This window comes from Chloroflexota bacterium, from assembly GCA_026710945.1.
In the GTDB taxonomy this organism is placed as follows: Bacteria; Chloroflexota; UBA11872; order VXOZ01; family VXOZ01; genus VXOZ01.
The window spans coordinates 20107-42470 of record JAPOQA010000065.1 but is presented as its reverse complement, the minus strand read 5'-3'; the positions used below and the strand labels follow the sequence as shown (position 1 = coordinate 42470).

The 22364-nt window shown below is 57.2% G+C and carries 17 protein-coding genes and 1 tRNA gene; 10 read left to right on the top strand and 8 right to left on the bottom strand.

The genetic code is table 11. The annotated features are described in order from the left end of the window. From OXE05_13550 to OXE05_13540, 3 genes are all read right to left on the bottom strand, one after another. On the bottom strand, nucleotides 1-291 hold a 291-nt coding region (locus tag OXE05_13550; GenBank protein MCY4438341.1), incomplete at its 3' end, for a helix-turn-helix domain-containing protein. A gap of 383 nt (nucleotides 292-674) precedes the next feature. After that, nucleotides 675-989, bottom strand: a complete 315-nt coding sequence (locus OXE05_13545) for a hypothetical protein (GenBank protein MCY4438340.1) — start codon at nucleotides 987-989, stop codon at nucleotides 675-677. A gap of 3 nt (nucleotides 990-992) precedes the next feature. Continuing rightward, the gene (locus OXE05_13540; protein ID MCY4438339.1) at nucleotides 993-1154 is read right to left on the bottom strand and encodes a hypothetical protein; all 162 of its coding nucleotides are present in this window, start codon (nucleotides 1152-1154) and stop codon (nucleotides 993-995) included. A 259-nt stretch (nucleotides 1155-1413) separates the two neighbouring features. Here OXE05_13540 and OXE05_13535 point away from each other — a divergent pair, with 259 nt between their 5' ends. The 3 genes from OXE05_13535 to OXE05_13525 all read left to right on the top strand — a co-directional run bounded on the left by OXE05_13535 (nucleotide 1414) and on the right by OXE05_13525 (nucleotide 7271). Beyond that, complete coding sequence (locus tag OXE05_13535) at nucleotides 1414-3072, top strand: ribonuclease J (protein ID MCY4438338.1); 1659 nt, start codon at nucleotides 1414-1416, stop codon at nucleotides 3070-3072. A 433-nt stretch (nucleotides 3073-3505) separates the two neighbouring features. Next, entirely contained in the window at nucleotides 3506-5863 is a 2358-nt protein-coding gene (locus OXE05_13530; GenBank protein ID MCY4438337.1) for a DNA translocase FtsK 4TM domain-containing protein, read from the top strand. 151 nt (nucleotides 5864-6014) lie between these two features. Further along, nucleotides 6015-7271 carry a beta-ketoacyl-[acyl-carrier-protein] synthase family protein gene (locus OXE05_13525; protein MCY4438336.1) on the top strand — a complete coding sequence of 419 codons (1257 nt, stop codon included), beginning with the start codon at nucleotides 6015-6017 and terminating at the stop codon, nucleotides 7269-7271. 107 nt (nucleotides 7272-7378) lie between these two features. Here the strand turns inward: OXE05_13525 and OXE05_13520 are convergent, their stop codons facing one another. The 4 genes from OXE05_13520 to OXE05_13505 all read right to left on the bottom strand — a co-directional run bounded on the left by OXE05_13520 (nucleotide 7379) and on the right by OXE05_13505 (nucleotide 12680). Then, the gene (locus tag OXE05_13520; protein MCY4438335.1) at nucleotides 7379-8800 is read right to left on the bottom strand and encodes a hypothetical protein; all 1422 of its coding nucleotides are present in this window, start codon (nucleotides 8798-8800) and stop codon (nucleotides 7379-7381) included. Between the two features lie 395 nt (nucleotides 8801-9195). Next, on the bottom strand, nucleotides 9196-10101 hold the full coding sequence (locus OXE05_13515) for a DMT family transporter (protein MCY4438334.1): 906 nt from the start codon (nucleotides 10099-10101) through the stop codon (nucleotides 9196-9198). A 220-nt stretch (nucleotides 10102-10321) separates the two neighbouring features. After that, nucleotides 10322-10393, bottom strand: a tRNA-Thr gene (locus tag OXE05_13510). 343 nt (nucleotides 10394-10736) lie between these two features. Then, a complete protein-coding gene (locus tag OXE05_13505) occupies nucleotides 10737-12680 on the bottom strand; it encodes a DHA2 family efflux MFS transporter permease subunit (GenBank protein MCY4438333.1) in 1944 nt (647 codons plus the stop codon). Between the two features lie 342 nt (nucleotides 12681-13022). Here OXE05_13505 and OXE05_13500 point away from each other — a divergent pair, with 342 nt between their 5' ends. From OXE05_13500 to dapA, 4 genes are all read left to right on the top strand, one after another. Further along, a complete protein-coding gene (locus tag OXE05_13500; GenBank protein ID MCY4438332.1) occupies nucleotides 13023-14372 on the top strand; it encodes an HD domain-containing protein in 1350 nt (449 codons plus the stop codon). Beyond that, complete coding sequence (locus OXE05_13495; GenBank protein ID MCY4438331.1) at nucleotides 14356-14907, top strand: hypothetical protein; 552 nt, start codon at nucleotides 14356-14358, stop codon at nucleotides 14905-14907. The genes OXE05_13500 and OXE05_13495 overlap by 17 nt, the downstream gene beginning before the upstream one ends. 60 nt (nucleotides 14908-14967) lie before the next feature. Further along, complete coding sequence (locus OXE05_13490) at nucleotides 14968-16098, top strand: aminotransferase class V-fold PLP-dependent enzyme (protein MCY4438330.1); 1131 nt, start codon at nucleotides 14968-14970, stop codon at nucleotides 16096-16098. Between the two features lie 568 nt (nucleotides 16099-16666). Beyond that, nucleotides 16667-17593, top strand: a complete 927-nt coding sequence (gene dapA, locus OXE05_13485; GenBank protein MCY4438329.1) for a 4-hydroxy-tetrahydrodipicolinate synthase — start codon at nucleotides 16667-16669, stop codon at nucleotides 17591-17593. A gap of 153 nt (nucleotides 17594-17746) precedes the next feature. On the opposite strand, the gene OXE05_13480 is transcribed toward dapA, so the two are convergent. Next, nucleotides 17747-17989, bottom strand: coding sequence for a hypothetical protein (locus OXE05_13480; GenBank protein ID MCY4438328.1), 243 nt, complete (start codon nucleotides 17987-17989; stop codon nucleotides 17747-17749). A gap of 489 nt (nucleotides 17990-18478) precedes the next feature. Between OXE05_13480 and OXE05_13475 the strand changes: the two genes are divergently transcribed. The 3 genes from OXE05_13475 (at nucleotide 18479) to OXE05_13465 (ending at nucleotide 22275) form a co-directional block, all read left to right on the top strand. Further along, a complete protein-coding gene (locus tag OXE05_13475; GenBank protein ID MCY4438327.1) occupies nucleotides 18479-20314 on the top strand; it encodes a hypothetical protein in 1836 nt (611 codons plus the stop codon). A gap of 166 nt (nucleotides 20315-20480) precedes the next feature. After that, the gene (locus tag OXE05_13470) at nucleotides 20481-21374 is read left to right on the top strand and encodes a hypothetical protein (GenBank protein ID MCY4438326.1); all 894 of its coding nucleotides are present in this window, start codon (nucleotides 20481-20483) and stop codon (nucleotides 21372-21374) included. A gap of 232 nt (nucleotides 21375-21606) precedes the next feature. Continuing rightward, on the top strand, nucleotides 21607-22275 hold the full coding sequence (locus OXE05_13465; GenBank protein MCY4438325.1) for a uracil-DNA glycosylase: 669 nt from the start codon (nucleotides 21607-21609) through the stop codon (nucleotides 22273-22275). The last annotated feature ends 89 nt before the right edge of the window (nucleotides 22276-22364 follow it).

The window sequence follows — 22364 nt, the reverse complement described above, 5'->3', positions numbered from 1 at the left end:
TGCCACCTGTTCCGGCGACCAGCACTGTCGCAAGTACCCCAGCACTTTCTCCCGCAAAACGTCATCCCGTTCCAACTTGCCGCCTCCCCAGCGCCGCGCCCATGCCTGTTCGGCGGCATACCCCGCTTGGTAGCCGTCACTCTGAGTCCCATTGCGTTTTACCTCCCGCGAAATCGTCGATGGCGCGCGATCCAGAGCTGCAGCAATTTGCCGGTACGAGTGTCCCGCGGCGTGAAGTCGGGCCACTTCACACCGCTCTTCAATGGTAAGCTGACTGTACTGTGTTCCCATGGCAACACCTTAGCAAAGTGTTGCACTTCGTTTGTGAGTCTAGCGAATCCATCTTCTCCGCATTACTCTAGCGCATTTTTCTTCGGTTCAAACGCTGAACTCCCAAGGCTCCGGCCCCGCATCAGGAACGGGGCGGTAGCTTGTTCTTTACTTTGGTCCCTCTTTATGCCCCCTAAAGGCTGCATGGCAAAGCTCCTGGACTCCGGCTTTCGCCGGAGTGACGGAGTGGCTGCCCGTCTTCCCTCTTCCGATATAGGGAGCGGGGGACAAGCCCCCGCGCTACGGTAGGCAAGACCGTACGAATTCCGTCATTCCCGCGTTCGCGGGTATCCATCTTCCCTTCACCGTGTGCATCCCATCCGTAGTGGGGCCAAGCCCTCATGCTACGTCCTCACTGATTGGCTGCTTGCCGAAATCTTCACCAACATGCCACGCTCCTCATAGTACCCAGCGCGCTGAAAGAACGCCAGAGCAGCGTGGTTGCCCTCGGCCACGTCGGTCGCACAAGCCTCAGAATGCCCTGCTCCCGTGTCCTTGCCTCTGCTTCCCGCACCAACCGCAGAGCGATGCCCTGGCGGCGGTAGGGCGCGGACGTGGACGTACGGTGGTTGGGTAGGGCTCCCGGTACGCACAGTGAGCGCAATCACACCAGTCACATCCGCTACCGGACGGCGGCTGCCGTCCGCCGCTACTGCCACGACTTACAGTGAGTCATTGACCGACGCGCCGACGGCATCTTTGGCCGACATGTTGGAGCGCACTTCACCATTAATTAGGAGCGACGCCTCCGCGATCATGCGTTCAAGTTCGCGGATGCGCGGCGCATCGTCTACACGTGCCGGTCGAATCGTTACTGCCGTCATGCGTGCGCGGGTCACTTTCCATGCGCTTACAACGCGTCTCTCGCCGCAAGCAGCTCTGCTTCGCCATCACCTCGACCGAGATTCTACTCATCCCCTCCCAATAGTATAGGAACGCCAGCGCCGCATTCAGGCGCTGCCCCTTCCTTGACGCCCTGCACGCGCAAGTCCATCATGATTGTAGGCCTCAATCGTAGAGGTCCAAAGAAACTTACCTCCTCAATCTCGCGGTTTTATCCGCAACTGGAATATTACCTACTCTATGTCAGCCGATAAGAAGCTTCGCATCATTCCCCTGGGCGGCTTGGGCGAAATTGCCAAGAACTGCATGGTGCTGGAGTACGGCGACGACATCGTCCTCATCGATGCCGGCGTCATGTTTCCCGAAGACGAGATGCTGGGCATCGACCTGGTCATTCCCGACATCTCGTATTTACAAGACAAGCGGGACCGCATCCAGGCCATCATCATCACGCACGGGCACGAGGACCACACTGGCTCTTTGCCCTACTTTTTGCGCTCGATCAACGCGCCCATCTATGGCACGCGGCTCACGCTCGGCCTGCTGGAGGTCAAGCTCAAAGAGCACGGCCTTGAGGAACAGGCCAGATTGCGGGAGATTGCCCCCGGCGATCAGATTACGCTCGGCCCCTTCCGCTTCGAATTCTTCCACATGTGCCACAGCATCCCCGACGGCGTGGGCATGGCGATCTATACGCCCGTCGGTCTGGTGGTGCATTCGGGCGACTTCAAGTTCGACTATACGCCGGTGGACGGCGAACTCTCCGATATCTGGCGACTGGCAAAGTACGCCCAGGAAGGCGTGCGGCTGCTGCTCTCCGATAGCACCCGCGCCGACAGGCCTGGGTACACGCCGTCTGAGCGGGTGATCTACGATTGCTTTGCCGAGGTCTTCTCGGAGGCGCGCGGCCGCATCATCGTCACTACATTTGCCTCCCTCATCTCCCGCGTGCAGCAGGTGGTGGATACCGCCCACGAATTCGACCGCAGCATCTGCGTGACCGGGCGCAACATGGTGCAGAACGTAAACATGGCAATGCAGTTGGGGTACCTGGATGTACCGGCAAACATGCTGGTGCGCCCCGATCGCCTGCACGAATTCAATAAAGAAGAGGTCGTCATCATTACCACGGGCAGCCAGGGCGAGCCGACCTCCGCTTTGGGCCGCATCGCGAACCGCGACCATCGCCAGATCAACGTCGAGACCGACGACACGGTCATCATTTCCGCCAGTCCCATACCGGGCAACGAGGCATTGGTGGCAAAGACTATCGATAAGCTCTTTCGCCAGGGAGCGGACGTGCTCTACGACAAAGTGGCCAACGTTCACGTCTCAGGGCACGGCGCCCAGGAAGAACTGAAGACTCTCCTCAGCATCTTGCGACCGGAAGCGTTCATCCCCATCCACGGCGGCTATCAGCACCTTATGCACCACGCGCGCTTGGCGGGCGAGATCGGCGTGGATACGGAGAACATCATCGTAGCGGAAGACGGCGATATCATCGAGTTGACCGCAGATGAAATACGCAAGGTTGACCGGGTGCAAGCTGGGTATGTCTTCGTAGACGGACTTGGCGTCGGGGATGTGAGCCATAGCGTCCTGCGCGACCGCAAGCATCTCTCGCAGGATGGCATCTTCATCGTGGTGGTGACCATCGATCGTGAGACCGGCCACGTGCTATCGGGTCCTGACATCATCTCTCGGGGCTTCATGCAAGAGGGCCTGGAGATGCTGATTGAAAAAGCCCGGCAGCGCTTGTATAATAGTCTGGAGGCCGATCTCGGCCCCCGCGCCGAAATCCGCCAAGTTCAAGATCGTATCCGCGACGTGGTGTCAACGTTCCTTTACGGTGAGACCCGCCGCAGACCGATGATCCTCCCCGTTGTGACCGAAGTCTGACCTTTCTTAAATCGGAGCGGTTGTCTGCCCGGTTAGCAGAATCCGTTCGTACTGAGTGGTCTTCGCGAAGACCTTGTCGAAGTATGGACGGTCTCCAATGTAGGTCAAGAGCAACGTTCACCCTTCGACCCTTCGACCAGCTTAGGACAGGCAGGCTCAGGGCGAACGGCTATGGATCGCTGGTTCCGTTCACCTGGTGTCACGATTTGTCCTGCTCCGTACGCGGTGCAGCATATCGGGGCAATGTGGGGCGAACGGTGACAGTGCCTGACGGTGCCTTTGCAGGCACCCTCTAGTACGGGACTTCGCCTGACGGGTTTGCGTCCGTTGTGCCACTCTCCCCTACCAAACATGTGCCCACACCCACGCTGAATTCTTAGCACTCGACTTTCACCGTACCCGCCTTCTTCTGCACGCTATGAGGAGTCTATCTATGGCAACCCGTCGTAGCACCGCAAGTCAAAAGTCGTCTTCACGTAAGTCCGGTCTGCCTCTCCCTTCACTGCGCCTGCCCTCGCCCCTGCGGCGAGAGGTCTTTGGCGTGCTTAGCATAGTGATCGGCCTGCTCTCGGTCATCGCGCTGCTATCGCCGAGCGGCACAGTGAGCGGATTGTGGCACGAGTTGCTCGTCACCCTATTCGGCTGGATGGCGCCGCTGCCTGCACTCGCTTCAATCGTGCTCGGCATACAGCTCATCCGCGACGGCATCACACAAGAGCGCTATGTGCGTTGGGAAACGCTCACGGCGCTGGCGGTGCTCGTGCTCGCTGCGACGGCTTTTGGACAGGCAATAGCAGGCCCGCCGGAAATGGCGGACGCCTATCCTGTGGGCGGCGCCGTCGGGTTGCAAATTCTCAAACCGCTCACGACCGCGCTCGGTTTTGCGGGAGCAGTAATCGTTCTCTTTGCCTTGCTGCTCATCACGACGATTGTCACCTTTTCAATCTCACTCGGGCGAATGCGCAGCGCGCTGGTGGGCATATGGTACGTGGTGCGGTTGGTGGGCAAAGGCCTGGGAATGCTCTTGGCGGCAGCCGTCGGCGTGTACCATCGCATTGGCGATTGGGCCACGGAACCTGAACAGCCGGACACGCCCAAACCCCGCGCAGTGGCAGTACGCGTAGCTTCTAACGTAAGCGCTCCCGATGCGAAGACCGCTCGGGAAATACCGCAAGCGGCGGCAGATGCACCGAATCAGGCTGAATCTTCCGACTCTTTGGACCTGTTGAACGTGGCCGGATTGGCGGATGAGGACATGGCCGCTGCAATGGAAGGGGAAGAGACCGCCGCAGCCCCGCGCTGGCAATTGCCCCCGCCAGAACTGCTCACGCCCGCCGCGCACACGAACGATGCAGAAGAAGCGACTCAGGAAATCGAGCAACGCGCCCTCATAATCGAGGAGGCGTTGCGCAGCTTCAAAGTGGTGGCAGAGGTTGCCGAAGCCATCCGGGGCCCGGCCGTCACCCAGTACCGGCTCACTCTAGGTCAAGGCATCAAGGTGAGTCGCGTGGTGAATCTCGCAAACGACCTGGCGCTCGCCCTCGCCGCGACGAGTGTGCGTATCGAAGCGCCGGTACCCGGCTTTCCGTACGTCGGCATTGAGATTCCCAATCAGCACACCACCATCGTCACGATGCGGGAGTTTATGACCGATCCCTCTTTTGCGGAGCACAAGGGCATGCTGCCGCTGGCGCTTGGGCGCGACGTCGCCAACGACGTACGGGTCACGGACCTTGCTAACATGCCGCACTTGTTGATTGCCGGTTCCACGGGTTCAGGCAAGTCGGCGTGCGTGAACGCCATCATCTGCTCGTTGCTCATGCAGCACACGCCGGAGACGCTGCGCTTCTTGGTCGTCGACCCCAAGATGGTGGAGATGATCGGTTACAGCGACATCCCGCACCTGCTGCGCCCTGTCATCACCGACTTGGACGAAGTGGTGCCGACACTCATGTGGGCCGCCGACGAGATGACACGGCGCTACAAGGTGCTGGCGCAGGAGGGTTTCCGCAACATCCAAACTTACAACACCGCCAAGCAAGAGGCCGGCGAGGAGCCGATGCACTACCTCGTCATCCTGATCGACGAGCTTGCCGACCTCATGATGACGGCGGCCGGTGACGTGGAGAAATACCTCTGCCGCCTGGCGCAAATGGCCCGCGCGGTGGGCATCCACTTGGTCGTCTCGACCCAGCGCCCGTCGGTGGACGTGCTCACGGGTCTCATCAAAGCCAACTTCCCGTGCCGCATCGCCTTTGCAGTCAGTTCGCAGGCCGATTCGCGCACTATTCTCGACGGCGCGGGTGCGGAAAAGCTCATCGGCCAGGGCGACATGCTCTTTGCGCCGAAAGAGGCCACCCGCCTCACCCGTATTCAGGGTACCTACCTCGCCGACGACGAGATTGCCCGCATCGTGGCTTTCTGGCGGGAGCAAGGCGCGCCGGAGTACATTCCGGAAAAGTCTTTCGAGGAGGCCGTGGCCAACCACCAGGAGAATAAAGACGACGACCTGGTGCGCCAGGCTATCCGCCTAGTCTGCCAGTACGACAATGCCTCGGCTTCATTCCTGCAGCGCCAGCTCGGCATCGGCGCCACCAAGGCCAACCGCATCTTGGATACGCTCGAGGAACGCGGGGTTGTTACCCCACCGGAAGGCTTGGGCCGCGTGCGTCATGTGCTCGTTAGCGCCGGCGACCTGCTGGAAGACGACGGAGACGATCCGCCCTTCAACCTGGACGACGCGGAATCCGCCGACGAGAAGGACGAGGAGTTCTCTCGCTTCCCGGTGTAAGCTCTCGTCCTGTCCGAACATGGCGTCGGCAAGTATAATGTAGATTGCATTCAGTATTCATGCTGCCAGTTGTTTGAAAGCATGCGGCTACCCGTCGGTGTATAGAGCGTGGAAGAGTTCGTGACTACGGCAGTGACGGATTGAGCACTCGGTGAAGTATACGCGTATTGCGGTAACCGGAATTGGGGCCGTTACCCCTTTGGGTACGAGCATTGCGGATTCGTGGGAAAACCTCTGTGCGGGGGTTTCCGGCGCCGGCCCCACCGAAACGTATGATGCCACTGACTTCCCGGTGAGGATCTCCTGCGAAGTCGATGGCTTTGATCCGAACGTTGTCTTCAAAGGCCTGCCGCGCCGCATCTACAACGACGCCCGCCGGCAGGACCGCACACACCAGTACGCCTTGGCTGCCGCCTTGGAAGCGATTGCGGACGCCGGTTTTCCGCTACCCTTGCCCGAAGAGTTGCAATTCCGCTGTGGCGTCGTCTCCGGCAACTGCCTGGGAGGCGCTCGCACAGTGGAGCAGGCCTCTCAGCGCACCGGTCGTGGCGAGTTCGCGTCGTTCCTACCCAGCGAGGTACTGCGCATCATGCCCAACGCGGCTACTGCGCTCATCGCGGCGGCATTTCGCGCGCGCGGCCCAAACTTCACGCCCTCCGTCGCCTGCGCCACCGGCACGATCGCCATGGGCGAGGCCATGTGGATGCTGCACACGGATCGCGCCGACATCATGGTGGCATGCGGGTCCGACGGTGTGGTTGTGCCCACAATTACGGCAATTTTTGCGGCGCGCGGCGGGCCTATGAGCCGTCGCAACGACGATCCTAAGCACGCCAGCCGCCCAGCCGACGTGGACCGCGACGGTTTCGTGATCGGCGAAGGGGGCGCTGCCATGATTTTGGAACGGGAAGCCGACGCCAAGGCCCGCGGCGCGCCCATCTTGGCGTATCTTGTTGGGTACGGCTGCACGAACGGCACCGGCGGACGCACGGAACCGGACGGCGACGCCCAGGTGCAGACCATGAAGATTGCACTGGAAATGGCGGGCCTGGCAGCTACAGACATCGACGCGATCAACCCGCACATGACCTCCACCGTCATCGGCGATCGCGTGGAAGCGGCCGCCCTGCGCGAGATGTTTGGCGATCGGCCGTACGTCTCGGCGACGAAGTCCAGCACCGGACACATGCTCGCCGCCGCGGGGTCATTCGAGGCGGTCACCTGCGTCAAGATGCTGCAGGAGCAGAAGGTGCCCGCGACTATCAACACCGAGACCATCGACCCGGATTGCAACGGCATCAACTACGTGCTCGACCAGACCATCGACGCCCCCCTGCACTATGTACTCTCCAACTCCTTCGGCTTCGGCGACCACAACGCCACGCTCATCTTCCAACGCGCGGACTGATAAGGAGATCCGCTACCTATTGACTTTCTGTTGTAGCAGGGGGCAAGATCTGCTTAGCGATTGCTATCAGTTCCTCTGCTATCTGTTCGCCGAGTGCATTTGGATCCTCAGCTTTTGCTTCGCTTCTCTCCTTCACCGTGAAGGGTGTCACGCTGTTCTCTCTCTCCCCCATTCTGCGCGCGGGTGTCCCTTTGTTGCCCAGCTCTCTTGCCACTGCGCTCCTCCTTAGAAACTGATTGGAAGTAATGCGGATTGAGATCGCGCTCAAAGTAATGCTTGCGTTTTATCCAAACTAGGCCATCCCCTTTTGATATTAGCATCACGTCAATCGGCCCACCCACTGTCTCTTGTTCTTGCGATACCCTACGTTTGAACGATTGGAGGTTTACCAGAGCTTCCGCTACCGCCGGCAACTCGCTTTTGGGCATGCTCGCCACGGTGTTTATCACGGGTGCAATAAACGTTGTGCGACCAATGTCATTAAGCTTTCCAAGGAATTCTTCGAATATCCTCAGGGATGCCTTTGCAGTGTCATCCCTGAGACGCTTCCTCTCTTGCTCAGTGATTCCCTTTACATTGTCAATAATGGTAGTTGGATAGTCCTTCAGCATCCCATTCACTGCACCCAACAACACACCCCTAAATTCAGGGTCAATTCCCACCATGAATGACTGAACCATTTCTTCCTGTGCAAAGGGGATGATCGCTGACCCATTGTGAATACCAATGTCCGAAGACTTTCCCTCGAAATGTCGATACTTGAGCCGATCATCAGAGATTCCAGAGACAATTAATGCACTAAGGGACGGAAAGAGTTGCTCTTCACCAAAGCCAGAAATAACAACGCCTGAGCTTTCGAGCAATAGGGCCTGCTCATCATATTTTGACAATACACAGCCCGCAAGCAACGTAACCATTCTTGACGTTTTAGGTGTCAAGTCGGAGCCAAAATACTCTCCCTTCGTTTCTCTAATTACTGCTCGATACCGCTTTCTCAGTGCGTTCGCAGTAGCAGAATCCATGTCCACAGCATAGTCAGCTCTCCGCCAACGTTGATAGTTGGACGCTAAGACGTCTTCCTTCACTTCACGATATAAACGCCCGAATTCTTCATAGATTCTTATAGACTCATCCTGAATCTCAATTTCGACCTGGTCCTCAATCTGCTTGGCCACACGCGCAAAATGAGAAGCCAATAACCGAGCGACATAAACCTCTTGGCTCTCAACTGGCGCCAATGTAGACTCACTTTGGAGGAAGCCTATGAAGTCATCCGCGTAGTCTTTTACGGTGGGGTAGGCGGTATTCCCTAACCTTGCTCGATAGAGTTTAATGACCGTTTCCCACGGAATTCCCATGAAGCTTGCATTCTCATAGACCATAATTCCAATCGGATGGTGAAGGGAAAGCGCGAATAGCTTATTCGCAGATGCAAATATCTTTGGAGCACTACCTTGAGAAATCGTTACAGCGCTGTCGGCAGCCAATGCAACTGCCTCTTTATTCATGATCGCGATTTCTGCGGTCATTCTGTCGCCTCGCGTGCAATTCCCATTTATGTCTTATTGACATATGACTCTCTGGTGCTACTTCCATGATACTAGATTCGTAGTACTATGCCTGATATTGGCCGAGCTTTTCTGCTCACGTAACCTGTTAAAAGGCTGAATGGGACATTTAGTGTACCACCTATCTGTTTCCACGGCACCATGAAGGTTTTCCAAGTTTCACCGGCGTTCTTCGGGGCCGACGGCGTGGTGGGTGGCGGTAGCGCTACCCGCTGGAGTTGGCCAAAGCGCTGGCGGCGCTGACGTCTACCACGCTCTTATCTCATTTGCTCGTCTGTCGAGGCGGTTTCGCCGACAGCGATCTTGAAGTGCAGCGCATACGTCCGTGGCGGTACGTGCGCGGAAAGCCTTCTGTCTTAAGCTTTCTCTTTGGTCCGATTGACGAGGTATATTCCGGCTGCCACCAAAACGGCTCCCGACACGAGCTCAAGGCCGAGCGACTCGTCCAAGAGGAGGTTGCTCAGCACGACGCCAAAGAGCGGCGTCGCAAAGAAGAGCACGACGAGGCGACTTGCGCGGTAGTGCTGCAGCACCGAAGTCCAGGCTACAAAGCAAAAGCCCGCTACCACCAGTCCCTGGTACAAGATTGCCGTGATGCTGGATGCTGATATCCGATACTCCCAGCCCTGCTCGAAGACGAGGCTCAAGATGAAGAACCACGGCAGGCTGAAGAGCATCGACCAAATCAGGAGGCGATATGGGTGAATGCTCTGTATGAGCCGCTTGGTCGCGACGACCCGCAGACCCAACAGACCGCCGCTTGCCAGCACCACAATGTCACCGATCAGAAAGTCACCTGAAGCAAGGTTCAAGCTCTCCATGAACGTCACGGTGACCCCGCCGAAGGCAAGCAAGATACCCAGAGTCTTTAGGACGGTGAGCCGGTCCCCTCGGATGAGAAAGTGTGCAAAGAGGGTGGTAAAGAGCGGGTAGGTACTGTTAAGCACGATGGAGCGGGAGGAGGTGGTATAGTGCGTGCCGACGTTGAGGGCGATGATCTGGAGCAGGAATATCAGTGAGAGGTAGATGAGGGGCACAAGTTCGCCGGGTTCCAGCTTGATCCGTACGCGCTGCCACCACGCCCAGCCTGTTACCGCAGCCAGACCGATGATGAAGCGGAAGCCGGCCAACGCTAACGGGGGTATGTCCTGCAAGCCGATCTTGATAGCAACGGAGTTGCCGCCCCACAGCAGCGCCAAGAGAAGCACGAGCGCAACTATGCTCGCATCGGGATTGCGGTTCGCTTCTTGCGACGATCCCATAGTGGTTGGCTACCGTTGGAAAGCGCTGCCGGAAGAGCGGCGGTTGCGCAGTTCCCTCGTCCCGTACAAAGCCACGAACACGCGTTACACCATGATGCCTTCTAGAGTGGCGTCGCCCACGACCGGGCAGCAACACCCATGCAATCGCCAACAAATAAGCAGCGCTCCGCAACGAGTCCGGCGAATGCGCTGCTTCACTCGAGAGTGTCGATCTTCTGGGAGCCGACGGCCGGATTTGAACCGGCGGCCTATGGTTTACGAAACCATTGCTCTACCACTGAGCTACGTCGGCAGGGAAATTCCAACGTCAATTGTAGCATACCCAGGGCACATCACCGGCCCAATTTTGTATTTCAACTGCTCTCAAGCGCGCCGGAATAACATCGCTGATTCCTGCTGGAGGCAGAGCATGCAGTGAGGCATTGCCCGGATGGTGTGCTGTCTCGTTGCCTCGGTTCAGTCGTGTGGGTCACACACTCGGTGCGCCCAGCCTCGTGGGCCGCCACGCTTGCCGGTAGCGCAGGATGGCAGCCGGCGATTACTGCGTGTGGCACCCTCGCTGGAGTGACAGGCTGCTTCTTCGATGACACACGTAACCGCGCGGCGCTACTGTGTGATGCTTATCCGCATTGGGACTACGCGTTCGGTGCCGCGTCTTCGCGTCTGGCACCTGGAGTGCCTCCCAATTCCGCGTCAGGAATGAGCAACGCCGCCACGAAACTGAAAAGAGTCAAGGCTGCGGCAAATGTGTAAACGCGCTGTATGGCAGCCGTAATTCCCGTATTAAGCGCGCTCGTGAGCACGTCGACAACCTCCGCCGCCCGATCGCGCAACAGAGCCTGGACTTGAGCAACAACCTGTGTCTCAACCTCGCCAACAATGGTCTCTTCTTCAGCCTGCAAACGCCCGCGGAGGGTGTTCAGGACCTCTGCGCGAGTATCGGCCGACTCGGGCGGACTCTGCAATAGCGCTTTCAGCTCTTCCGATATGCGCGGATTTTGCAGCGCTTGGTTCCGGGCGGTGGCGTCTCCCGCGAGTGCCGCCTCGACCTGCGCGATGGTCTGCGCCAAATCCGTCCGCACCTGATCGCGAATGCTGCCAGACTGCAACTGGGATGCGATTTCCGGCGGTAGTGCTGGATTCGACAACAGCGTTTGGCGTGCGCTCTCGTCCCCATTCAGGGCCGCAACGAACTGCCGCTCAAGAGCCGCGAAGCGCGCCTGGACCTCTGCACCCAGGTTTGTCACGTTGTTGTTCCCCTCTCCCAATGTGGTTTCTCCTAATGGCCCGCCCATCACCTCAGGCATTTGCTCGGTGGTAGTTGCAGTGATGGTCGCTGCGAGCACGGTACCCATCAACGCGACCGAAGCCGTGGAGCCTACTTGGCGCACGAATTGCAACGTGCTGGTAGCGGTGCCGAGACGGGCGCGGGGCACGGCGTTCTGTACGGCCAGCGTATAGAGCGGCAGCGATGGTCCCAGACTGAGGCCGATCACCACCATGAGTGGGATCACCTGCCATAGCGGCGTATCGACACGCAGGTTGAAAGCAAACGCGGCAAACGCGAAGCCGCCGATGCAAATGGATGTGATGAGCGGCAGCTTGTAGCGTCCGGAACGACTGGCAATTTGGCCCCCCAGTATACTTCCCATGACGACACCCATCACCAACGGCGTGATTGAGAGCCCGGAATTCGTCGCCGAGAATCCTTTCACATGTACGAGATAGAGTGGTAAGAAGACCACAGAGCCGAGAAACGCACCGCCGAAGAAGAAACTTCCCACCACCGCCCAGCGAAAGACCTTGATTTGAAAGAGTTTGAGTTGAATAAGCGGGTCTAAGCTGCGCCGTTGCCACCACAAAAAGAGGAGCAGGGCCGCCAGTGCGAGCACGGTCAATCCGAGAATCTGCCCGGATAGCCAAGGGTAGCTCGTGCCGCCTAAGGATAGCGCGAGCACCAACGGCACGACCCAGAGTGCGAGCATGACGACACCCAGCAGGTCGAAGCGGCCGCGTTGCTCGGACTGAAGTTGCGGCATGAAGCCCACCAGAAAGATGATGGCGATTATGCCGAGGGGCATATTGATATAGAAAATCCAACGCCAGGAGAGCAGGTCGGTTAGGAAACCGCCGAGCCAGGGACCTGCCACACTTGAGAGGCCAAATACACCGCCCATCATGCCTTGCACTCGCCCCCGCTCGCGGGGCGTAAAGAGCAGGCCGATCAATGTGAAGGCCAAGGCAAAGATGCCGCCTCCGCCAAAGCCCTGCAGGGCGCGAAAGGCTATCAATGCTTCGATGCCCGGCGCCAGGCCGGAGAGCATGGAACCGGCGAGAAAGACGCTCACCGCGCCGAGCAGCACCCACTTGGCGGGAAAAAGCTCGACAAGACGACCAAAGAGCGGCAGACCCAGCACCGACGCCAGCAGGTACGCCGTTACGACCCAGGCATAGTAGTTCAGTCCGCCCAGCTCATCCGTGATGCGCGGCAACGCCGTGGTGACAATCGTCTGATCGAGCGCCGCCAGGAAGAGCGCCAAACTAATGCCGATAGAACTCAGCCGCTGTTCTCGGGTCAAATCGCTCGCTCCTGGGAAGTCACCCTCTAGGAATAAAAACGTCAACTTGGAGCATGGTGGGCCATAGAGTAATCCGGACCACGGTGGAAGGGTTCATTACCACTGGACACTAACACTTGGTACGTGACCAAGCAATTTTGGCGCCGGACAATGTCCTCCAAAGACAGTGCGCACAAGACTAGGTAATTCGTCGACCTCGGCATCTATAATTGGCCGTGTTAACAGAGTTGCGAAACATGCCCGTCGGCACGTTGCGATTTAGCAAACCTTGTGAACTATAGTTCCTTGCTACAATAAAGTCTGTGGCAGGCGCTTAACACTTAGCAGTAAGTGAATACTTTAATGGTGAAGAATACACACGAAATCCGAGACGCTATTCACACGTTCATTCAGTTCGATTCTCACGAACGCAAGATAATTGACTCACGCCCCTTCCAGCGTCTCCGTCATGTCAACCAGTTGGCATTGACACACCTCGTGTACCCGGGTGCAACCCACAAGCGGTTCGAACATGCGCTAGGTGTGATGGAACTGGCGGATAGAATATTCAGAGTGGTAACAGAGCCGGAGAACGTGAACGATGCGGTCAGGAGAGTAATGCCGGAACTAAGACATTCTGATGAACTCCGGTACTGGCGCAAGGTTGTTCGTGCAGCGGCCCTTTGTCATGACTTGGGACACCTGCCGTTCTCTCATGCAGGCGAGAAGGAGGGGTTGCTCCCGGACGGCTGGAACCACGAACGACTAACCGTGGAGTTCATTCGCAGTCAAGAGATGCGTGACATCTGGCAAGAACTAACACCGCCTTTGCGGACGGATGATATTGCCAAACTCGCCGTTGGCGCCAAAGAAGGCGCCAAATTCATCGATTCGGCCTTTTCGGATTGGGAAGCCATTCTGGCAGAAATCATTGTCGGAGACGCTTTCGGCGCTGACAGAATGGACTACCTCTTGCGTGATTCCCATCATACAGGTGTTGCATACGGTAGATTTGACCTCTATAGACTGATAGATACGCTTCGGATTCTCCCTCCAGCGCCGGAAGAGACTGAGATTCAGTCAAGTGAACCTACTTTGGGCGTCGAGGAAGGCGGTCTTCATTCCGTAGAAGCGTTGCTGCTTGCTAGATACGCGATGTTTTCACAAGTGTATTTTCATCGTGTACGACGAATCTATGACATCCATCTAAGAGAGTTCCTTAAGCGATGGCTGCCTGGTGGCCAGTTCTCCATCTCAGTAGAGGACATGCTCAAATTGACGGACGTAGAAGTAATGCATGCTCTTCGCCAAGCATCATTAGAAAGTAACGACCTAGGCGTGTTGCCAAATCGGATTATCCGACGTCAGCACTTTAGAGAACTCTACCAACGAAATCCTGACGACATTAGTGAAGGTATTGACGCGGCAACAGCAATTCATAGGGCCGCATGCGAAGAGTTCGGCTCCGAGAATGTTCGCCTAGACCAGGATAGCAAAGGTGGCGGGATTGTCGAGTTTCCTGTATTGGGTAGGGACGGCAGGATCGTATCGTCAGTTTCGCTATCACAAATTCTTGAGAACCTTCCTGAAGCTGCAATTGACTACGTATTTGTGGACCCTAATATCCAAGATAGTGCTCGCGAGTGGCTTAAGGAAAATCGGAAGGATATCATAGAAAGTGCAAAGGAGCAGAGCCATGAGTCAATTGAGTAGACTTGGAAGAAACGCAATAGTGCTGTCGCTTGCAGACGAACTGAAAACCGCTGGAAGTTGGTGCGGCGAAACTCACTTGCAGAAAGCCGTCTATCTTCTACAAGAACTCACTCGCGTGCCACTTGGTTTTGACTTTATCCTCTACAAGCATGGTCCCTTTTCGTTTGACTTGCGAGACGAACTAACAGCAATGCGGGCAGATTATCAATTGCAAATCCGCGCTAACCCGATACCTTACGGACCCACCCTTGTAACTACCGAGATAGGCGAGAAGTTACAAATGCGACAGTCATTCGCCGTGGAGAAACATCGCAAAAAGATCGATTTTGTTGCAGAGCACCTTGGTTCTAAGTCGGTGACAGATCTGGAGCAACTCGGAACTGCCTATTACGTGAAGAAGGAAGACTACTCAAGATCCCTTGGGCAGGTAGCGCGAAGAGTTAATGAGCTAAAGCCGCATATTCCTATGGACGTAGCTAGGGAAGCCGCAGTTGGGATAGATGAGATTATTGCGGCGTACAACTCTGCAACCTAAGTGCTCGACGCTCGCAACTCTCCTCTCGCTTACATACGGCCACCCCTAGGTAAACGAACAATGACTGACTGGCGCGATGAATTTCCCGGGCTGCGTGGTCGCACCTATCTCAACACGGCGGCGGGGTCGTGTATGGGGCGCACGGTGGCTGGTGCTTTGCACCAGTACACCGATGAAAAACTGCAAGGCGCAATCACGCCCACCGAAATGCAGCAGGTCGAAGCCGATTGCCGTCGGCGCGTCGCGGCTTTCATTGGGTGCAGTGCGGGAGAGATCGCGCTGTTGTCCAGCACCACCGAGTGCGTCAACGCCATTCTGATCGGCCTGCCTTGGGAGGCGGGCGATAATCTGGTGGTCACCGACCTGGAGTTTCCCAGCTCGATCATCGCGTGCTTGCACCTCGGCCGGCGCTTTGGCGTTGAGGTGCGCTTGGTGCGCCACACCGATGGTGTGGTAGCCCCCGCAGCCATCGCCGAGCATGTGGATGATCGCACGCGGCTCGTGGTCATCAGCCACGTTAGTTATCGATCCGGCTACCGGGCGGACCTTGATGCAGTGGCAGACTGCGCCCACGCCCACGGCGCGCTGCTGCTGGTGGATGCCTCCCAATCGGTGGGGGCGGTGCCGTTGGAAGTCGGCGCCGTGGACTTCATCGCCGCCTGCACCCGCAAGTGGCTGCTTGCAACGCATGGGCTGGCATTTCTCTACTGCCGCCAAGACCGCCTCGATGTGCTGCAGCCCTTCTATGCCGGTTGGCGCGGTACGGTGAACCCTCCCTCCGTTATCAACACCCTCGACTACACCTTCCACGACGACGCACGGCGTTTCGAGACCGGCTTGCTCGATTATACGGCGGTCTACACGCTGTACGCGGCGCTGGGCTTCTTGAACCAAGTGGGGATGCCGTACATCACTGAACGTGTACTCGATCTCTCGGGTCAGGTGCACGATGTCTTGGCTGGGTTAGGGATTACGCCGCTGACACCGCGGGACCCAGCGCAGCGGGCCGGGATTGTCTCGTTCGAATCTCCGCGCTACCAGCAGATTGGCGATGCCTTGCACGCCGCCGGAGTCCACGTGTGGGCTAAAGAAGGGCGCGTTCGCATTTCCCCGCACTTCTATAACGCGGACACGGACGTGGCAGCCTGCCACGCGGCGTTGGCGGCAGCACAAGCCGGTGTTGGCGTCTAGAGGGCAATCCTCGGCCGAGCATGGCCAGGTTTGAGGAATGAGGTGCGGGTTGTACTGTCCCCGCTGGATACCATGGCGTAGCTCGATCATGGCTGGGGTATTGAAGCTGTGACGATAGCGCCTCGTTTTCAGATGCCCAATGTGCAGCCATGCGAAGGCGGCGAGAAAAGCCTGAACTGCGGGGATTCTCCCACCCCCGATTCAAGTACGTAGTCAGCTCGGCTTTCTCCCGGTGGACACTTACGCAGCGAGGTGCGGGGGCATGCGCGGACTTCCCGTCTGATGCGCAACCAGGGTTGGCGCTTGAACCGCTCCCTTTCTCTCCAGGATAAGGGCCGGAGCGAGAGGAAGCCCGTTTTACCCGCCCAAACACAACCGGTCCAGCATAGATTGGCAGAGGCTTGCAGTGGGAGAGTGTAGAGGGAGCAGAGGCACTGTGCGCGATGCTCTGCGCACGAAGAATACCGCAAGCGTTGAGGCTTCTATTGACAGCAGAAACGTGTGACAATGCCCTTAGCGTAAGGTAAACTAATCCAAAAGACTATCAGCCTTGAGAAGGAGCGCACACATGGCAGGCAAAGAGCTTGGGAGACTCATTACGGCGATGGTCACGCCCTTTGCCGACGATGGTTCGGTGAACTACGACCAACTCGGCCGTCTTGCCGGGCAGCTCATCGAAGGCGGTTCGGACGCGCTGCTTGTCACCGGCACTACCGGGGAATCACCCACGCTCTCCCATGAGGAGAAGTTGGAGTGCTACCGCACCGTCATGGCTGCGGCGGACGGACGCGCGCCCGTGATCGCGGGTACCGGCAACTACAATACTGGCGAAAGTGTGGCATTCTCGCAGGAGGCCGAAGCGCTGGGCGTGGACGGCCTGCTGCTCGTGGTGCCGTATTACAATAACCCTCCGCAAGAGGGCCTCTACCAGCATTTCAAAACGATTGCGGACAGCACGTCGCTGCCGTGCATCGTTTACAACGTGCCCACCCGCACAGTGCGCAACATGGATGCCGCGACCACCGCGCGCCTCGCCGAGGTGGACAACATCGTCGGTGTAAAAGAAGCCTCCGGCGACCTGGGCCAGATTTCCGACGTGCTGCGCCTGACGCCCGACGACTTCCGTGTCTGGAGCGGCAACGACTCCGATACGTACCACATCATGTGCATGGGCGGCTATGGCATCATCAGCGTGGCGAGTCACGTGATCGGCCTGCAGATCAAGAAGATGATCAACGCCACATTGGCGTCCGACATTCCGGCTGCCGGCGGGCTGCACCAGCACCTGATGCCGCTCTTCACATCGATCTTCCCGCCGATTTCACCGGTCGCCAGTCCGGCCGCTATCAAGGCCTGCCTCAACCTTTCCGGCTTCAACGCCGGCGGCCACCGCCTGCCCCTGATCCCCGTCCCCGACGACTTTGCCCTCACCCTCCGCGAACTGCTGGGCACCTACGAGCTGGATCCGAACCTGTCGGTGTTGGCAACGGCGTAAGCAAAACACGTCGAAACCCAAAAGAGGTACGCAGAAAGGCGCTCGTGCAGCTTTGTGAGGCACGAGCGCCTTTGGATTCAAGCGTTTGTCGGGGACGAGGATGTGGTGAGTACAGGGCCGATTGCAGTCCGGCACGAAAGCTGGATTTGCAGCCTAGCCAGAGGGTATGATCTCGAACACGCGGCCGATGATTGCAAGCTGGGCCAGGATGACGATCCCAAGCGCCCATCTGTGCAAGCGCAATTCGCCCCTAATGGCTTCAACCTTCGCATCGAGCACTGCAATGTCGGCTTTGGTATCGGCAATGTCGGCCTTCGTCGCGGCAATGTCAGCCTTCGTGGCCATGTGTTCATAGCCACCCTCGATGCGGGCCAGCCGTTCCTCAGTCGTAGCCACGAGCCACGCTCGCTTATCTCTGTCAAAATCTCTGCTAACACTGCAAGTATGCCACAAAGGTTGATACTTCGAAATCATAGTCTAAGTGTCGATTTAGGCCCTCATCGCTTGGCGCCACCATTGCGCTTTTGACAGCCACTGGCGCCCTGCGTCCGCTAGCTACAAGTCAGTGACAAGACTCCGTGCTTGAAAGGATTGAGCGTGCAACTTGCCATCCACAATCTGAATTCAAAATTGCAGGTACTTGCAGCGGCGTAGGCAGGACACGACAACACTCAGAACAAGCTACTAGCAGAGCTCTCGCGGTAATTTGCAGCGTCCCGTGAGAAATTTGGCTTTTCTACTACTACATATAGTGTTCTAGATAACGGTAGTATCGCTCTAGTTTATGGTAAGGTGCAACTGATCTAGCTATACTGATAGGCCATTGGCGAGCAATAGCATGGATGTAAACTCATCGGCTGTGGGTTGAGGAGAGGGAGTGGGCAAATGAGGGTGTTGATAGCGGGAATACTGTTGGGTGTAGCCCTAACGTTTTTTGCCGGGACTCCGATTCGCGCCGCGGATTGTGAGTTTCGCTTGGGATTCAAGGCGCTTCGCGACCTTATCGGACACGACATTGTAGGCGAGTGCTTGGAGAATGAATTCTACAACGCTATCGGCGATAGCAATCAACACACCACCGGCGGTCTCATGGCCTGGCGCAAAGCCGACAATTGGACTGCGTTCACAGATGGCTACCGCACGTGGATCAACGGTCCTAATGGACTTGTTCAGCGCTTGAACACCGAGCGCTTCGAGTGGGAGGCCGACCATATTCACACCCCGCCGCCAACCCCCGGTCCGGCTCCCACCGCTCTCCCACAGCCATCTCTAGATCCAACGCTTGCCCATGCGTATCACATCATGCGCCGTTCGCATACCGGGAACCAAGTCGCAAACACGTTCGTGCGCTTAGGCGCAAGCGTCCAGTTCGGTACAGATGGTAGCAACTTAACCTCGTGGTCTGAGATTCCTCCCAGCATCCGTCTCCATGAAAGTTACCGACGCGAGAGTTACGAAATGCAGGCTTTCATGTTGATCTATCCGACTGTGCTGATGGCGTCAGTGGTTGATTTCGGCCAGCCGCAATCCTGGGAACAGTGTATGAGCAGAAGAGTGGAAGCCTATACCCAGTCGGCTAAGTATTGGCTAGAGACATACGGATCCCGCGGCAAGCAGAGCCCCACAGAGGAGGAAGAGTTCGCAAACGCCGTCCTGGCCGCACATCTCGATAACGGCATTCGCAGAACTCTGGCGATGGATACAATCTGTGACCAATTCGGTACACCTTCCACGCCAACTCCCACGCCAACCCCTAAACGGACTATCGACCCCGTCTTAGGCCATGCGCTTGAGGTATTGCGCAGCACACGAACCGGGAGGGACATTGCCAATAAATTTTTTCAATCGGGGGCAAGCGCAGTATTCGGCCCGTTGGATGGTTCGAGTAGTCAGGTGAGTTTTACACCTCGGCGCATCACCATCAATCAAGAGTACCGCGGTGAGAGTCCAGAGGCGCTTGCGCATGCGCTCATCTGGCCGGCGATGGCAATTAGTGTCTACGTTGAACAAGGTAACTCAGGCTCCTGGGAAGAATGCATGAATCGAGAGGTAAGTAGAGAGAGGCTTCAGGCTCAGTGGTGGCTGGAGAAGTTCGGAACTAGCGGCAAACAAAACCCCACAAAAGTTGAGCAATGGGCCAACAATGGCCTGAGCTGGCTACGTACGCAAAACTCGAGGAACGTCTGGATGAATACACACTACAGGGAGCAATGCGAAACCCACGGTCCCGCGCCACATATTGATCCAGACCTTGCGGATGCTTTTGTGACAGCTCTATGGGACGAATCCGAAATCGGTAGGTGGGCGGTAGACGCGGTTGTTGAAGCAGGAACAGAGGTGGTGTTTGGGCGTGTTGGGGGATGGGGCAGTTACTCGCCTTCACAGAACCTTATTACCATTAGCGAAGAGTTAAGGGGATACAGTAACCAGGTGCTCGCCTCGGTGCTTGTTCACGAGGCGTATCATGTTGCGTCGCACGCGAGGAGAGGGGGCCAACGGCAAGCTACACCAGCGGAGTGTCTCCAAGAGGAAGTCGATGCATTCAGGCTTTCAGCGCGACGGTGGTATGACTGGTACGGGCGCAATGGTAAGAGCAATCCCAACCGTGTGGAGCGGACGAATAACAGTCTCATGTGGGCGTGGTTCAGTGATGAACTGAGAGAGTGGGTGTTGCTAAGTGATGGCTATCAATATCAGTGTCTAGGCGGCACTGTTGAGTAAGGGGATTCTTCATGCGAGCATTACCGCAATCTCCGTTGTGGTAACTGTTGACAGCGATAGAGCTTGGCAGTGGACTCGGCAAAAGCGACGGTGCTCTACGGTATTCTGGAAGTGTATGAGAGTCTGATTGAAGGAGTGCCGCCAAAAAGCAGAAGGCGATAGGGCAATGGTTGCTAAGGACTGTCTCTTTGATCCCAAAGAACGTACTTACATGGGCTACCCTGACAAGGGTGAACCGCATTTCGATTTTCTGAATCGTTCGGCTTGGGACAAAGTGAAAGTCGTTCGGGAAACGCTTGAAATCTGGTTTGCAAGGATTCCCGAAAGGAAGAGGAAAAGCATTCGCAGTATGTTTTGCAGCGATGATCGTCAACATACTGGGGCATTATTAGAGTTAGTAACTCACGAAATCCTTTGCGCTATTGGGTACGAAGTGGAAGCTGATCCGAAAGTCGATGGCAAGACACCAGACTATGCAGCGACTTGTCAAGATGCTACGGTTATCGTGGAATGCACAGTCGTCCAGGAATCTGACCGAGACTTTGACGGCGCGCAGAGCGAGAATGCCAGCAGTTTAGATACTCGTGAGCCAGGCGTGTCGATTAAAGTCGGGGTTCTAGGAGTCGATATCCAACTCAGCAAGGCTACCAAGAAGAAAGCTTGGAAATATCGAAACGTTGACTCCCAATTTGCCCTTGTTGTTGGAGGACATAGATGGTTCTCTCATGAGCAAGCGATCATTCACGCATTGTTCGGGAGGAATACCTTCAGAGACCCTAGGAGTTTCTTTGGTACGTCGACGGAGCCTAAGAATGTTCACGTTTCAGGAGTTCTCTTCAAGTCTTTTGATGTTGAAGGCAGTGTGTGGGATTTGTGCCGGCCCCAATTACCCTGGGAATTTGTTCACAATCCCCGGGCAATGGCCCCAATGAAGCGCGGGGTGTTCCCATTTGCTACGGAATGGATATTGGAATCAGGAACACGCAACAAAATAGAACCGACGCGGACGCTAAACGATGTCTTGGGGCTCTCTGATCCATGGCCTCCACGAGGCAAGTAAGCCTGCACCCAAACCGCCTAAATGCGCCCAATCCCGTTCGCCCTGAGCCTGTCGAAGGGTGAACCAGAGCTTCTTAGCTAGTAGAAGCCCCCGCCGTTCATGCTTCGACAAGCTCAGCACGAACGGCTAGTAGGTCCTCGCGTTCCCAAATCTTGCTCAGTGTCGGCTAGATTCTGTAGTGTAGATGCAGGATCATCCTCATGTTCACGCTTGGTGGCGACGGAGTTTTCTGGTGGCGGAGCAGACCCCTGAGCAAGTATTGGAAGACATCGGCGCGGAGGTGCGGCGGTGCACGGCGTGCCGGCTGTGTGAAGGGCGCACCAAGGCGGTGCCGGGCGAAGGCGCCATCAAGAGCGGCATCATGTTTATCGGCGAGGGGCCGGGGTTTCACGAAGACCGGCAGGGGCGGCCGTTTGTCGGCCAGGCGGGGAAGCTGCTGGAGGAGATGCTGGCCGCCGTCGGTTTGCGGCGGGAGCAGGTGTTCATTACCAACGTCGTCAAGTGCCGCCCGCCGGGCAACCGCGATCCCCAGCTGGACGAAATCGCGGCGTGCAACGGCTACCTCGACCGCCAGATTGCCGCCATCAACCCCCGCATTGTCGTCACGCTTGGCCGCTATTCCATGGCGCGGTTCTTTCCCGGCGCCAAGATTTCCGCCATACACGGCGAGCCGAAATACGCCGACGGCCGTGCCTACGTGCCGTTCTACCACCCCGCGGCCGGCCTGCGCGCCACCGCCATCAAGCACAAGTTGTTCGAGGACGTTCAGAGGCTACCCGACGTCGCCAAGCGCCTCAACGAACTGCACGCGCAAGGATACTTCGCCGGGCAGGAGACGGAGAGCGAGGACGCCTCACCGGCGACAGATGAGCCCGATTCCGATCAACTCAGCCTCTTCTAGACTCCATGCGGCTTTGTGCTGTTACTAGATTTGGTTCGTCAGTTACAGATAGGGGCACAGTCTTTTTTCCCAAACTTTGGTCCGGGAGC

What these genes read in the sequence shown, in the direction of transcription:
- OXE05_13540 (MCY4438339.1), bottom strand. Translation starts at nt 1,154, where the DNA reads ATGACGGCAGTAACGATTCGACCGGCACGTGTAGACGATGCGCCGCGC.
- OXE05_13535 (MCY4438338.1), top strand. Translation starts at nt 1,414, where the DNA reads ATGTCAGCCGATAAGAAGCTTCGCATCATTCCCCTGGGCGGCTTGGGC.
- OXE05_13530 (MCY4438337.1), top strand. Translation starts at nt 3,506, where the DNA reads ATGGCAACCCGTCGTAGCACCGCAAGTCAAAAGTCGTCTTCACGTAAG.
- OXE05_13520 (MCY4438335.1), bottom strand. Translation starts at nt 8,800, where the DNA reads ATGACCGCAGAAATCGCGATCATGAATAAAGAGGCAGTTGCATTGGCT.
- OXE05_13515 (MCY4438334.1), bottom strand. Translation starts at nt 10,101, where the DNA reads ATGGGATCGTCGCAAGAAGCGAACCGCAATCCCGATGCGAGCATAGTT.
- OXE05_13500 (MCY4438332.1), top strand. Translation starts at nt 13,023, where the DNA reads ATGGTGAAGAATACACACGAAATCCGAGACGCTATTCACACGTTCATT.
- OXE05_13495 (MCY4438331.1), top strand. Translation starts at nt 14,356, where the DNA reads ATGAGTCAATTGAGTAGACTTGGAAGAAACGCAATAGTGCTGTCGCTT.
- OXE05_13490 (MCY4438330.1), top strand. Translation starts at nt 14,968, where the DNA reads ATGACTGACTGGCGCGATGAATTTCCCGGGCTGCGTGGTCGCACCTAT.
- dapA (MCY4438329.1), top strand. Translation starts at nt 16,667, where the DNA reads ATGGCAGGCAAAGAGCTTGGGAGACTCATTACGGCGATGGTCACGCCC.
- OXE05_13475 (MCY4438327.1), top strand. Translation starts at nt 18,479, where the DNA reads ATGAGGGTGTTGATAGCGGGAATACTGTTGGGTGTAGCCCTAACGTTT.
- OXE05_13470 (MCY4438326.1), top strand. Translation starts at nt 20,481, where the DNA reads ATGGTTGCTAAGGACTGTCTCTTTGATCCCAAAGAACGTACTTACATG.